Origin of the sequence: Oribacterium sp. P9, assembly GCF_046365365.1 — a bacterium.
Taxonomy (GTDB): Bacteria; Bacillota; Clostridia; order Lachnospirales; family Lachnospiraceae; genus Oribacterium.
In genome coordinates this window covers 1-13,762 of record NZ_JBKEIS010000005.1, presented here as the reverse complement: position 1 = coordinate 13,762, position 13,762 = coordinate 1, and the positions used below count along the sequence as shown (strand labels likewise).

At 49.6% G+C, this 13,762-nt stretch carries 14 protein-coding genes and 1 tRNA gene; 14 read left to right on the top strand and 1 reads right to left on the bottom strand.

Annotated elements, in window-relative coordinates:
* The first annotated feature begins 23 nt into the window (after positions 1-23).
* From gmd to ACK8P7_RS04740, 11 genes are all read left to right on the top strand, one after another.
* Positions 24-1,058 (top strand): GDP-mannose 4,6-dehydratase, encoded by a 1,035-nt coding sequence (gene gmd, locus ACK8P7_RS04790; RefSeq protein WP_410043091.1) that lies wholly within the window; start codon positions 24-26, stop codon positions 1,056-1,058.
* Positions 1,059-1,163: 105 nt separating this feature from the next.
* Positions 1,164-2,102, top strand: coding sequence for a GDP-mannose 4,6-dehydratase (locus ACK8P7_RS04785; RefSeq protein WP_410043090.1), 939 nt, complete (start codon positions 1,164-1,166; stop codon positions 2,100-2,102).
* A gap of 432 nt (positions 2,103-2,534) precedes the next feature.
* Positions 2,535-3,512, top strand: a complete 978-nt coding sequence (locus ACK8P7_RS04780) for an SIS domain-containing protein (RefSeq protein WP_410043089.1) — start codon at positions 2,535-2,537, stop codon at positions 3,510-3,512.
* A gap of 128 nt (positions 3,513-3,640) precedes the next feature.
* On the top strand, positions 3,641-4,927 hold the full coding sequence (locus ACK8P7_RS04775) for an ABC transporter substrate-binding protein (protein WP_410043088.1): 1,287 nt from the start codon (positions 3,641-3,643) through the stop codon (positions 4,925-4,927).
* 100 nt (positions 4,928-5,027) lie between these two features.
* On the top strand, positions 5,028-5,918 hold the full coding sequence (locus tag ACK8P7_RS04770) for a carbohydrate ABC transporter permease (protein WP_410043087.1): 891 nt from the start codon (positions 5,028-5,030) through the stop codon (positions 5,916-5,918).
* Positions 5,911-6,756 (top strand): carbohydrate ABC transporter permease, encoded by an 846-nt coding sequence (locus ACK8P7_RS04765; protein WP_410043086.1) that lies wholly within the window; start codon positions 5,911-5,913, stop codon positions 6,754-6,756. Before ACK8P7_RS04770 ends, ACK8P7_RS04765 begins: the two co-directional genes overlap by 8 nt.
* 80 nt (positions 6,757-6,836) lie before the next feature.
* The gene (locus ACK8P7_RS04760; protein ID WP_410043085.1) at positions 6,837-7,649 is read left to right on the top strand and encodes a PfkB family carbohydrate kinase; all 813 of its coding nucleotides are present in this window, start codon (positions 6,837-6,839) and stop codon (positions 7,647-7,649) included.
* 141 nt (positions 7,650-7,790) lie between these two features.
* The gene (locus ACK8P7_RS04755) at positions 7,791-8,597 is read left to right on the top strand and encodes a histidinol-phosphatase HisJ family protein (RefSeq protein ID WP_410043084.1); all 807 of its coding nucleotides are present in this window, start codon (positions 7,791-7,793) and stop codon (positions 8,595-8,597) included.
* Between the two features lie 15 nt (positions 8,598-8,612).
* On the top strand, positions 8,613-9,383 hold the full coding sequence (locus ACK8P7_RS04750) for a GntR family transcriptional regulator (protein WP_410043083.1): 771 nt from the start codon (positions 8,613-8,615) through the stop codon (positions 9,381-9,383).
* A gap of 40 nt (positions 9,384-9,423) precedes the next feature.
* Positions 9,424-9,786 (top strand): hypothetical protein, encoded by a 363-nt coding sequence (locus ACK8P7_RS04745; RefSeq protein ID WP_410043082.1) that lies wholly within the window; start codon positions 9,424-9,426, stop codon positions 9,784-9,786.
* A gap of 283 nt (positions 9,787-10,069) precedes the next feature.
* Positions 10,070-10,142 (top strand) — tRNA-Ala (locus ACK8P7_RS04740).
* 150 nt (positions 10,143-10,292) lie between these two features.
* Here ACK8P7_RS04740 and ACK8P7_RS04735 read toward each other — a convergent pair.
* Positions 10,293-11,789: a glycosyltransferase gene (locus ACK8P7_RS04735; protein WP_410043081.1), complete on the bottom strand. Its 1,497-nt coding sequence runs from the start codon at positions 11,787-11,789 to the stop codon at positions 10,293-10,295.
* A 304-nt stretch (positions 11,790-12,093) separates the two neighbouring features.
* Between ACK8P7_RS04735 and ACK8P7_RS04730 the strand changes: the two genes are divergently transcribed.
* From ACK8P7_RS04730 to ACK8P7_RS04720, 3 genes are all read left to right on the top strand, one after another.
* On the top strand, positions 12,094-12,429 hold the full coding sequence (locus ACK8P7_RS04730; protein WP_410043080.1) for a hypothetical protein: 336 nt from the start codon (positions 12,094-12,096) through the stop codon (positions 12,427-12,429).
* A gap of 98 nt (positions 12,430-12,527) precedes the next feature.
* Entirely contained in the window at positions 12,528-13,010 is a 483-nt protein-coding gene (locus ACK8P7_RS04725; protein WP_410043079.1) for an NADAR family protein, read from the top strand.
* Positions 13,011-13,046: 36 nt separating this feature from the next.
* A partial coding sequence (locus ACK8P7_RS04720) for a type I restriction-modification system subunit M N-terminal domain-containing protein (RefSeq protein WP_410043078.1) occupies positions 13,047-13,762 on the top strand: 716 nt, incomplete at its 3' end.

Genomic DNA, 13,762 nt, shown 5'->3' with positions numbered 1-13,762 from the left:
CATAGAAAGAACAGGAGACATATATGAAAAAGGCGTTAATTACAGGTATCACAGGTCAGGATGGTTCCTATCTTGCAGAGCTTCTGCTGGAGAAGGGCTACGAGGTGCACGGTATCATCCGTCGTGCGTCGGTTTCCACGACCGAGCGCATCGACCACATCCTCGATCGGCTGATCATCCATGAGGGCGATCTGTCTGATTCCTCCAGCATCATCCGTATCGTGCTTCAGGTGAAGCCGGACGAGATCTATAACCTCGCGGCGCAGTCCCATGTACAGGTGTCCTTCGAGGCTGCCGAGTACACCGGTGACGTCGACGCGCTCGGTGTGCTTCGTATCCTCGAGGCCGTACACACCGCGGGTCTCGATAAGACCTGTCGTGTTTACCAGGCATCCACTTCCGAGCTCTTCGGTAAGGTCGAGGCGGTTCCACAGTCCGAGACGACCCCGTTCCATCCATTTAGCCCGTATGCGGTTGCGAAGCAGTACGGCTTCTGGATGATGCGTCAGTACCGTGACGCCTACGGCATCTTCGCCTGCAACGGCATCCTTTTCAACCACGAGTCTGAGCGCCGCGGTGACAATTTCGTCACTCGTAAGATCACACTCGCAGCCGGTCGTATCGCCTGCGGTCTCCAGGATCACCTCGAGCTCGGCAACCTGGATTCCCTCCGTGACTGGGGTTACGCGAAGGACTACGTCGAGTGCATGTGGCTGATTCTCCAGCAGGACGAGCCGGATGATTACGTCATCGCAACCGGCGTGCAGCACACCGTTCGTGAGTTCACCACGCTTGCATTTGCGCATGATGGCATCGAGCTCGAGTGGCGCGGCGAGGGCATCGACGAGAAGGGCTACGATAAGAAGACCGGTAAGATGCTCGTCAGCGTGAACCCGAAATGGTACCGTCCGACTGACGTCGTAAACCTCTTAGGTGACCCGACGAAGGCAAGAACCAAGCTCGGCTGGAATCCGCAGAAGACCAGCTACGAGGAGCTCTGCCAGATCATGGCCGAGCACGATCTTCAGCTCGCGAAGAAGGAAGCGGGGCTCCAGTAAGATCGGACGCCCATCGATGGCAGGCAGTGCCATCGAAGTGAACAGAGAAACATTGGCATGGGCAGGCGGCGCAGATCGAAACGTCGGCCTGCTCATGTGATTTATATGGAGAAGTATATGGAAAAAGTCCTGATTTTTGGCGCGGGCGGCTTCGTCGGAAGCTACCTCTCGCGCGAGTTTCTCGAGCATGGCTACGCCGTGGTCGGGAGTGATAAGGCCACGCGCGGGCAGCTGCCGCCGGAGGTCGCGTTCCACCCGGCGGATCTTCTGAACGCGGAAGAAGTTGAATCGCTGGTCAATGCTGTCGGCCCGGACGTCGTCATTAACCTCGCCGCCATCAGCAGCGTCGGGGCTTCGTGGGGCATCCCGCAGACGACGATCGAGGTGAACGTGGTCGGTGCGCTCAACATCCTCGAGGCCGCACGAAAGGCAGAGAAGAAGCCGCGCATCCTCTTCGTCGGCTCCAGCGAGGAGTACGTGATCACAGAGCAGGCGATCGATGAGGAAACGGAGCTCAACGCCAGCAACCCGTATGGCATCTCGAAGGTGACGCAGGAAAATTTCGCGGCGCTCTACCGCGCGCACTATGGACTTCAGGTCTACTGCGTGCGTCCGTTTAATCACACCGGCGTCGGCCAGCGCGATTCCTTCGTCCTCCCAAGCTTCTGTAAGCAGGTGGCGGAGATCGAGAAGAGCGGACAGCCAGGTACCATCCAGGTCGGCAATCTCAACATCGAGCGCGACTTCAGCCACGTGAAGGACATCGTCCGCGCATACCGCATGATCGTCGAGCAGGACGACTGCCGCGCCATCTATAACGTCGGCTCCGGCACGGCGTATAACCTGACGGAGCTGCTTCAGTACGTCACGAAGCTCAGTCACCAGCCGATCTCCATCGAAGTCGACCCGGCACGCTTCCGTCCGTCCGACCAGCCACGCATCTGCTGCGACCACAGCCGCATCACCGAAGAACTCGGCTGGACCCCGGAATACAGCGTTTACGACGCACTGAAAGAAATGTACGACGCATTTCTAAATGCCTGAGCGCCTGCGATGTACTCCAGGAAATGTACGACGCATTTCTGAATTCCGGAGCACCTGCGACAGGTCATGGAGGAAAAAGCAGGGGGTCCGGACAGGGATGTGTATCGGAACTGAAAATCAAAGATCGAAGTATCCGAAGCCGGCGGGAGATCCCGCCGGCTTCATTTATATATCGAAAAATTCGTGCAACAGGAATTTATTGCCGCACAGATATGGCTGGAGTAAAATGCAGAGTGAATTTTCGCATGGCAGAATTACAAAAATTAGGCAAAATAAACATAAAATCTGCATTTTTTTAAACATGCTTTGTAAAAAAATACTCAAAATTGAGTGAAAACATATTGACAGTCACTATATAACGTTATATGATGGCAGTACATTATAAGACGTCTTAAAGCAGTGAAGCACTATGGCAAATTTGGAGGAATAATTATGAAGCAGGAGCACATTGATCAGATCAACAAGGCCGTTGCGGCCGTTGCAGCAAAGAAGCACATTAACCACTTCTATTTCGTAGCATGTGGTGGTTCCCAGGCATTTATGATGCCGGCACAGTTTATGTTTGATAAGGAGCTGGAGACCCCGTCAGGTATCTATACATCGAACCAGTTTGTACATGAAGTGCCGAAGGCATTAGGCGAGGATTCCGTCGTTATTACATGTTCTCATTCGGGAAATACACCAGAGACTGTCAAGGCAACCGAGATGGCAAGATCCATGGGTGCAACGACGATCGCATTATCGAACCTTGTGGATTCTCCACTGTGGAACGCAGCAGAATATCCGATCCACTATGAATGGGGCAAGGATGCAGATGCAAGTGATTTGAATAAGGCTGTATTATATTCTCTGGTTTTCCGTATTCTGGATGCAGTTGCTCCGTGCGATAAGTATAAGGAAGGTATCGCATCTGTAGAGAATATCAATGATGTTCTCGAGAAGGCAAAGGCTCTGTATGCTGATAAGCTGAAGGAGTGGGGCAAGAAGTATAAGAGAGAGAAGATGATTTACACCATGGGCAGCGGCGCTTGCTATGGCGAGACATATTCTTTCGCAATCTGCCTGCTGATGGAGATGCAGTGGATCCACTCGAATTGCATTCACAGTGGTGAGTACTTCCACGGCCCATTCGAGGTAACTGATTTTGACGTACCATTTATCATCGTGAAGGGCATCGGTTCTACCAGACCGCTGGATGAGAGAGCATACAATTTCTGTAAGAAATATTCTGATTGCATTATGCTGATTGATTGTGAGGACTTCGATATGACCGGCATTGCAGAGAGTGTAAGAGAGTACTTTGCACCACTGGTAGCAGGCGCTGTTCTTCGCTCACTTGCAGATGAGTTTGCATATCAGAGAGGTCATGACCTTGGCGTTCGCCGTTATATGTGGAAGATGGAATACTAATCAGATATAAGGACGAAAGAACGACGGGGGTTCTGACAGGAAGATGAGTCAGGATTTCCGTCGTTCTGTCATAAATACAGATAAGGAGAAAGCGACATATGAAAATGAAGCGTGCTTTTGCTGCACTTATGGCAGCAGTAATGGGACTTTCCTTAGCAGCTTGCGGTAGCAGTTCCGGAACGGATACAACGACGGCAGCCAACGGCGCAGCGGCAACGGATGACGGAAAGGTTGTGATCAATTTCTTCCACCGCTGGCCGAATGATCCGAAGAACTCGATGTTTAAGGAGCTGGTTCAGGAATATATGGATGAGAACCCGAATGTAACCATTAACATGGATTGCATTCTGAATGATCAGTATAAAGAAAAAATCCGTATGATTGTAAGTACAGATGAAGTGCCGGATATTTTCTCTTCCTGGTCAGGAACATTTGCACAGGAGATGATCGCTTCCGGCAATGTTGCCTCATTAAACGATATGTATGAGTCCGATAAGGATTGGTCTTCGCAGATCGCACCGGCGAGTGTTGAAAAATTCACATTTGATGGACAGATCTACGGAGTACCATGGTCACAGGATGGTAAGGTATTCTATTACAACAAGAAGGTTTTTGAAGAGAATAATATCAGTATTCCGACAACCTGGAATGAGTTCATCGCTGTACTGGATCAGCTAAAGGCAGCAGGTTATGAGACTCCGATCATCGCGGGTCTGTCTGATGGCTTCGAGTCCCTGCATTATTTAGGCACGATGAACCAGAGAATGATCGATCCGGAGACGCTGGCGAAGGATTATGATCCTGCAACCGGAGAGTTTACAGATCCTGGTTACACTGAAGTGCTGAAGAAATGGCAGCAGTTAACATCCTATATGGGAGAGACCAGCACCGCGATTAATCATGAGACCGCCAGAAACACCTATTTTGCAACCGGTGAGGCGCCGATCATGTATTTGCAGTTTGCAGAGATTCCGATGCTTGAGAAGTCCCTTCCGGATGATTTCGAGTATGGATTCTTTAATTTCCCTGCATTTGAGGATGGCAAGGGCGATCCGAAGGAGCTGACCGGTGCACCGGAAGGCTTCATGATCAGCAATAAGGCGAAGAATCCGGAAGAGTGCCAGAAGTTCTTAAAGTGGCTGGTAAGCAAGAAGGGCGGAGAGGCTCTGACAACACAGTGCGGTGATCTTTCCTCTGTTGCAGGTGCAGTAGATGAGACGAATGCACTGCCGTCACAGTTAGAGGCGATGGATATCATCAAGAACGCAAGCAAGCTCACCCCATGGTTTGATAATGCATGCGATCCTGGCGTATATACCGTATACCAGCAGGTAGCACAGGCGATTGCGACAGGTGATGAAACACCGGAGAGCGGTATGCAGGAAGTACAGCAGGCTGCAGCATCCTTACATTAAAGAAACACGCGGCCCGATGGTCGTAAAATAGTGAATATGAATCCGTTCGAGGCAGGGAATCACCTGCTTCGGACGTGATGAAAAGATGGGATGGATGATTTTGACGAAGAAGAAAAATTTAGAAGCATTTATTTTTGCAATACCAGCACTCGTGATACTCGGTATCTTTGTGTATTTCCCACTGATTAAAAATATTATCTACAGCTTCCAGTCATTTACACTTTCTTCGGTAACCAAGGAATGGGTAGGACTGGCAAATTATCAGCAGCTTTTTACCGACAAGACTATCCTTGCCTGTCTGAAAAATAATATTCTTTATGCATTAATTTCCATTATCATACAGGTAGGATTCGGCCTCGTTCTGGCGGCAGTGCTGGAGGACGTCGTATTCCAGCGAGTTGCCCCGTTTTTCAGAAGTGTATATTTTATCCCGACGGTTATTTCGATGACCGTTGTGTGTCTGCTATTTAAATTTGTTTATAATCCTCAAATGGGATTGCTGAACAGCTTTTTACAGGCGATTGGACTAGATAATCTCGCGAAAGTCTGGTTGGGAAGCAAAAAAACAGCGATGTATGCAGTCATTGCGGTATCGCAGTGGCAGAGTACCGGATATACGACCATGCTGTTTATCGTGGCGATTCAGAAGATTCCGCATGATTTATATCAGGCTGCTGAGGTTGATGGCGCAAGTAAAATCGAACGGTTTTTCTATATCACCGTTCCGCAGGTAAAGCAGATGTTCTTTGTAACCATGATTTTAACCGTCGTGGGTGCATTTACCGTCTTTAACGAGCCGTATATTTTAACGGGTGGTGGTCCTGGTACCGCAACGATGGTTCTGTCTCTGCACATGTATCAGACGGGATTCATCAAGCAGAATATGGGGTATGCATCCGCGATTGCGATGCTGATCTTCGTGATTACAGCCGTATTATCTTCCGTACAGTTCTTTAGTTATGGAACGGATAAGGAGAATGGCGATGAGTAAAATACAGCAAAATAGAAACAAAATCGGAGTAGGCGAAGTACTATGTTTTGTTGTGCTCTGTATTTTAGCAATCCTGATTATTTATCCTCTGTGCTGGATTCTGATGTCTTCCTTTAAGGACTATCAGGGAATCTATGGAGATGTATGGGGACTTCCGAAAAAATGGCTCTGGGAAAATTACGTAACGGCGTGGAATAAGGGTATTTCCCAGTATTTTGTAAACAGCTTGATCGTTACGATCGCGACTCTGGCAGGCGTAGTATTTGTTTCTTCTTTTGCAGCATTCGGCGTATGTCAGATTAAGGGAAAGATTGGAAATTTTGTATTTTTATTCTGTCTGTGCGGACTCCTTCTTTCCCCACAGGTATGTCTGCTTCCGCTGTTTATGCTGCTGAAGGCGTTAAAGCTGAAGAACACCCTGGGTGCGATGATTTTACCATACATTGCGTTCCGTCTTCCGGTTTCCATCATGCTGATCCGCTCGTTCTTTATCGGTATTTCAAAAGAAATGGAAGAGGCAGCCATCCTGGACGGAGCAACACTGTTCCAGATTTATAAAGAGATTTATCTGCCGCTTTCGAAGCCGATCATGTCAACTGTGGTCATCATGACGACGTACTATGCATGGAATGAATTCGTTTTTGCGACGATTTTTGTAGACAGTTCAAAACTCAGAACCATTCCGGTAGGTCTGATGGCCTTCAGTGACGGACTCATGACAGAATGGGGCGTTGTTCTGGCTGGTATGGTGATCGCCTGCCTCCCAATCATGATTCTGTTTATCGCGATGCAGAAGAACTTCGTTCGAGGCATGATGGCAGGATCTGTAAAGGGCTGATTTCAAGCAGATAATCGACAGGTTAGTGTGATAAGTAATGGGACAGAGTGCCGGACATGAATATGGAGGTTTGAGAAGATATGAAATTAATCGCAATCGGCGACAATGTAACGGATTGCTATATGGATGAGGGTGTGTATTTTCCAGGCGGCAATGCAGTGAACGTAGCTGTAAACTGTAAGAAAAACGGAGCGGAAAAAGTAAATTACATCGGCGTTTTCGGTGATGACGAGCGTGCAGATTATATTAAGCAGTGCCTGACAGAAGAGGGTGTTACGTATGACCGATCCAGAAAGGTATATGCACATTCGGCTCAGCCGAGAGTGTACCTGAAGGATGGAGACCGTGTGTTTGCAGCAGGCGTTCGTGACAGCTGTCAGCATCTATTCTCGATTAAAATCGTGAAGGAAGATGAGGAAATCATCAAGGAGTATGATATCTGCCATACCAGCTGCTACTCGAACTTAGAGTATGAGCTTCCGGCACTGGCGGAACTCTGCGCAGTTTCCTTCGATTTCTCAGATAAAAAGGATGAGGAGTATCTGAAGAGAACCTGCCCATATGTAAGCTATGCGTTTTTCTCCGGTTCGGACATGACGGAAGAAGAGTGCGAAGCGCTTTTAAAGCATGTGCATACATTCGGAACGAAAATTGTAGGCATTACCAGAGGATCGAAGGGCTCGATGTTCTATGATGGAGAGAAGGTATATCATCAGGGAATCAAAAAAGTAGAAGCCATCGATACCATGGGTGCAGGAGATAGCTTCATCGCCGGTTTCTTAACAGCACATGGTGATGGAAAAACGATGGAAGAGGCACTCGATTATGCGGCAGAGCGTTCTGCGCTTACCTGTACGATTCGTGGCGGTTTCGGACATCCACATCCGATGTGAGTTTTGCAATAATGAATTGTAAGAAGAATGGACTGGTGTTGACATGACAACAGTCCATTTTGATGTATGGAAAGCATGCTGATAGATGATAAATCCATGACTTTCTTTCGTGATTATGTAAAAAGGTAGAGGAGATATACTATGCTTCATATGGATTATCATGTACACTGTAAAAATTCTCCGGATAGCAGTGAGCCACTGGATGAAATCTGTCAAGGTGCAGTGGATGCCGGGCTTACGGAAATCATGGTCACGGATCATTATGAGTTATTCACCGATGATTATGGGCGTGCGGCGTTTGATCCTGCATATCTGGATCAATGTCTGGATTCGGTCATGGAATGCAGAGAAAAGTATAAAGACCGTCTCTATGTGGGTTTTGGAACCGAATTAGGACAGATTCATCTGCAGCAGAAAGCCGCAGACTTCATTACAGCTACCTATCCGTTTGATTTTGTGATTGCGTCCTTTCATAAAATTGACAATTTGGATTTGAAAGGATACGATTACCATAATGTAAGTTGTGATAGCTTAAAAGGGCGATATCTGGAAGGACTACTGAAAATTGCTGAAACGGGAGACTTCGACTGTCTCGGTCATGTGGATCTGATCAAGCGCTATGCTGCCGGACAGGGAATCAGCATTCGCTTAGAGGATGACGAAGAGGCGGTCAGGGAACTGTTCCGGATTTTAGTACGCAGAAATAAAGGGATTGAAATCAATACATCAGGACTTCGACAGGCTGTACATGAACAGTTTCCATCGAATACTCTTATAAAGTGGTACAAGGACGAGGGCGGAACCATCATAACGCTTGGGTCGGATGCACATCGCAGACAGGATGTTGGTGCAGGAATCCAGGAGGCGGAGAAGATACTACAGAGCTTGGGATTTCCTTATATTAGCAGGTTCAAGGAAAGAAGACTATTACAAGAGAAAATAAACTAAGGGAGAGAATAGCCGATGCTGGATCAGAATACGTCAATTCCGTTATACGAACAAATGAAAATTTCAATCAGGAGAGACATTGAAAGAAAAAAATATGCACCGGGAGATCGTATGCCGAGCGAGCCGGAGCTGGAAGAGCAGTACCGTGTCAGTCGAATCACAGTGCGTAGAGCGATCAAAGAGCTGTGCGATGAAAATGTACTGATCAAACGACAGGGGAAGGGAACGTTTGTGATAGGCGAAGAAAACAACGCGGCCAGACTGGATCAGGAAACCTTAGGCTTTCACGAGTCAATTCGACGAAATGGAAAAAGCGCAAGATCGGAAGTTATAAAAAAAGAGATTATCAAGGTTAAAAAGGAGTATGCCGGTGATTTGGAAATCGATCCGGACGATGATGTAATCTTTTTACAGCGGGTCATGTATGCGGATAAAAAGCCGATTATGATTGACAACAGTTATATTCCGCTTAAACGTTTCCCTGGAATTTTCGAAAAATTAACAGAGGATTTTTCGCTAATTGAGATACTGGAGAAGGACTATGGCGTGAAGCCCAAAAAGTATTATCGGGTATTAAAGGTTCGGAAAGCAAATGAAGAGATGAGCCGGCTGCTGAACTGCCAGCTGGGTGATCCTGTCTTTGATCTTTTTAAACTGACCTTTGATACACGTGACAATGCGCAGTATATCTCCATATCGTTACTGAATGGAGCAGATACATACTATGTGATGTCCAATGATGCCGGAAATGAAATCAAGCATAGTGGCTTAAGATGGAAAGTATAGATTCACCGATTTAAATGGCCTCCGTTTAGGAGGCTGCTTTTTGTTACTGGTGCGAAAACTTCGGGCTAAGCCCCAGGGAAATGCGAAGTATATATTCACTATAAAACATGTTAAAATGTACATAAGTATGTCCGGTGCAGGGACAGAGAGCTATACGGCTGCGCCGATGGGGGACGTGATGAGGTCTGGAATTCGTAATTTCATTATGAAAAACTGTTTTTTATATAAGCGCAGTACTCTAAAATATCATACGCGAACATTTTTTACACTGCTGCTCTGTATGTCGCTGTTGCTCACGCTGAGCGCGGGCGCGACGCCGGTCTATGCAGAGCAGACGAGCGCTGCGACCGCAGCGCCGGCATCCGGCACCGAAACATCGCCGCCGCCCACGCCGCCGGCATGAACGGCCACCTCGCGAAGCCGATCGACATGGACGAAGTCGTGAAGGTCATCTGCCGCGTTTTAACGGGCTCTGACCCTATGAAGAAAAACTTGCAGAATTCTTAAGCCGGTCGAAAGGGGGTCAGACCCCTCTCGGATTCAGGTAGGCATCCTCGTAACGTCTTAAGCCGGTCGCAAGGGTGGTCAGACCCCCTTGCGAAACGGGGCGGTTTGACTGAACATGCAAAATCTGAAAAAATCAGTTCCGTTTCAGCTTTTTCTGCGCTATAATATACAGCTGTAGCGGGGACATAGCTCAGTTGGGAGAGCGTTGCGTTCGCAACGCAAAGGTCGCGGGTTCGAATCCCGTTGTCTCCATAGAGTGGATCGTATTCGAAGCATCGGATACGATCCTTTTTTATGCCAATGTTTCGGCCATCCACATCCTCACTTCTGCGCCTGTCCGTCCGAAAAGGACCCTCCATATAGGAGAGCCCTTCATCTTCGCGCTAGGCGCGTCACTTCACATCACTTCTGCAGCACCTGCTTTTCGTTCTCCTGCACGCGCCGCTCGAGCGCTGTATACTGCCGGAGCTCGTCCTCTGTAAATCCCCGGAACTTCGCCTGCTCGTAGTCGCGCTCCGCGGCCGCGATATCCTGCAGCACTGCATCCGACGCCGGCAGCAGCTCGAGACGGATCTTCCGCGGCGCGCGTTTTTTCTTCGTCATTCCGTCCGCGTCTGCATCCTGTGCCTCGCCACGCTTTCCGAAAAGACCAGTCGCCTCGGCTATTTCCACCGCGTCACGCCGTTTCCTCGGCACGTCGACCACCTCGAGCATCCCGCGTGCGACCAGCTTCTGCAGCGCGCTGCGCAGATCCCCGCGGCTCATATGCATCAGCTCCGCAAGATCCTTCCGGCTCAGCGCCTTTCCCGCATCCTTTCGATCAGTCGCCTCCACGGCATCTTCCCGCGCCGGCATCTGCGCTTCAGCCCCTCGAGCGAGCGCCTTTCCCGCGTCCTTCCGATACAGCAGCAGCGACAGTTCCGCCATCGTCATATCATACTTCAGCGCCACCGACTCGAGATAGCGCTCGAGCAGCTTCCGGTCCCGGTACTTCTCCACGATGATCCCATCCTCCGAAATCACCTCCTGCAGCGCCTGGCTCCGCTCCTCACCGAGCTTCTGCGTCCCCGGAATCGTCGCCGGGAACACGAAACCATCCTTCGCCGCATCCACCAGAAAATGATAGACCTGCAGCCGCTTCCGCTCATACGCCTCCTCATCCAGCACATGCTTGAAGAAGTCGTTGTAGCACTCGAACATCGCGAGCTTCATCTCCACCGTCCGCGCGAAGCTGATCTTCTGATTCACCAGTGAGCCCTTCGTCTTCACATAATAGTAGACCGGCGTCCGCAGCGCATAGAACGTCGTCGCATAGCGCACATACTCGAGATTAAACAGGAAATCCTCGCACCAGCTGAGCTTCGCATCCATCCGGATCCCGTGCGCCTCCACGAGCGAGCGTCGGTACAGCTTATTCCACAGCACCCCATAGTAGTAGTCCGCCGGATTCTCCATCATAAAGCCCACGAACGCTTCACGCCCGATCACCTGGTCAGTGTCAATGTCTCCTTTCCGCGACACCATCTTTCCGACGACACGATAGAAGTCCGCGATCACCATGTCGCAGCCCGTCTCCTCGGCTGCCCGCACCATCAGCTTCGTCGCATCCGCTGTCAGCCAGTCATCACTGTCCACAAACTGCAGAAACGTCCCCCGCGCCCGCACGATCGCCTGGTTTCGCGTATCCGACACCCCCGAATTCTCCTTATGCACGACCACCACGCGCGCATCCGCCCGCGCATACCCGTCGCAGATCTCCCCGGACCGATCCTTACTTCCATCATCCATGAGGATCAGCTCGAAATCCCGAAACTCCTGATTCAGAATACTGTCCACACAGCGCGCGAGACTCTTCTCCGCGTTATACACCGGCACGATGATACTGACCTTCGGCTCCATAGGCACCTCCATCAAAAAACTACTTCTAGTTGTACCATAAAACCCTCTCGCTGACACTCGTATATTTCTGCTCACTTTTCTAGGCTCATGCCTCCGTCCTCCACCCCGTCACTCCGCGCCGAAACGTCGATTCCCTCATGAAAGTGGCACGAAGCCCTGAATATTCGCTCATGAAAGTGGCAGAGCAGCAGAAAAGAACGCTCATAAAAGTGGCAGAGTACGGAAATCTGAGAGGAAAAAGAAGGTGCCTTGGTGTATAATTTTCCTTATGAAATTCCGTAGCACAGGAAACAGGAGATAAAACATGGTAGGAAACTATAAAGTTATTACGCTCTGCGGTAGCACCCGCTTCAAAGAGCAGTTCATGGAGGCCCAGAAGCGGCTGACGCTCGAAGGCAATATTGTCATCAGCGTCGGCCTCTTCGGCCACGCCGGGGACCAGGAAGTCTGGGACGGCATGGACGAGGGCACCCTCTCGAAAACGAAGGAAATGCTCGACGACATGCACAAACGGAAAATCGACATGGCTGACGAAATCTACGTCATCAACGTCGGCGGCTACATCGGCGACAGCACCCGCTCGGAAATCCAGTACGCCGAAGAGCACGGGAAAAACGTCCGGTACTATCAGGATGTATAAGCATACAGCTTGCGGAATGTAAAAAATTTTGTCGCTGGACCGCGATATGATCATAGTACAGAAGAGCATCTGCAGCATATAGACAGGAGGAACGGATTATGAATACACAGCAGATCATCGGCTTTCACAACCCGGATGAGGAATACGGATATTTGAGTAACTGGTATCGGTCGGATTTCGAAAAGGACGGCATCCGGTTCTCTTCTATGGAGCAGTACATGATGTACCAGAAGGCGCGCTGCTTCCGGGACGAGAAGGTCGCCGCAGAAATCCTGAAAACCGATGACGTCGGCCGCATCAAGGAACTGGGCCGCCAGGTTTCAAACTATGATGAAAGCAGATGGAACGGCATGCGCCAGATCCTCGTCTATGAAGGCCTCCTCGCGAAGTTCGAGCAGAACGAAGACCTGAAGGCCCAGCTCAAATCCACCGGCGACGCCATCCTCGCAGAGTGCGCCGTCAAGGACCGCATCTGGGGCATCGGCTTATCGATGAAGGACCCGGACCGACTCGACGTGAAAAAGTGGCGCGGAACGAACCTGCTGGGGTATGCACTCATGATCGTAAGAGAACGGGTGTGAAGAGTGCGAAGGTAAGAAACGAAAGGGAAAGACATCATGAATAAACAGCAGCTGGCTGCCAAAATCTGGGAATCCGCAAACCGTATGCGTTCGAAGATCGAGGCGAATGAATATAAGGACTATATCCTCGGCTTTATCTTTTATAAGTATCTGTCCGACAAGGAGGAGCAGTGGCTCTACCAGCGTGATTACGACGCGGACAGCATCCGTGAGTATGTAAATGAGGAGGCCGATGATCAGTACTCCAGTAAATCGAGCGCGCAGCAGAGCCTCGGCTACTTCATCGCCTATAAGGATCTGTTCTCCACCTGGATTCACATGGGCTCCGACTTTTCAGTGGACAATGTCCGCACCGGGCTATCGTCATTTAACCGTTTGATTTCGCCATCGCATAAAAAGGTCTTCGAGGGAATCTTCAACACACTGGAGACAGGACTGTCGAAGCTCGGTGAGAATACGAAATCGCAGACGAAGGCCGTCAGCGACCTGATCCAGCTGATCAACGAGATTCCGATGAGCGGTAAGCAGGATTATGATGTCCTCGGCTTCATCTACGAGTATCTGATTTCGAACTTTGCAGCGAATGCCGGTAAGAAGGCAGGCGAATTCTATACACCGCATGAGGTTTCACTGTTGATGTCAGAAATCGTGGCAGATCATCTGCAGGGAAGAAGTGAAATCAAAATTTACGAAATAAAGACTATTGGATTGATACAAAGATACGATACGCGCAGACAACAGAATAGGCTTAA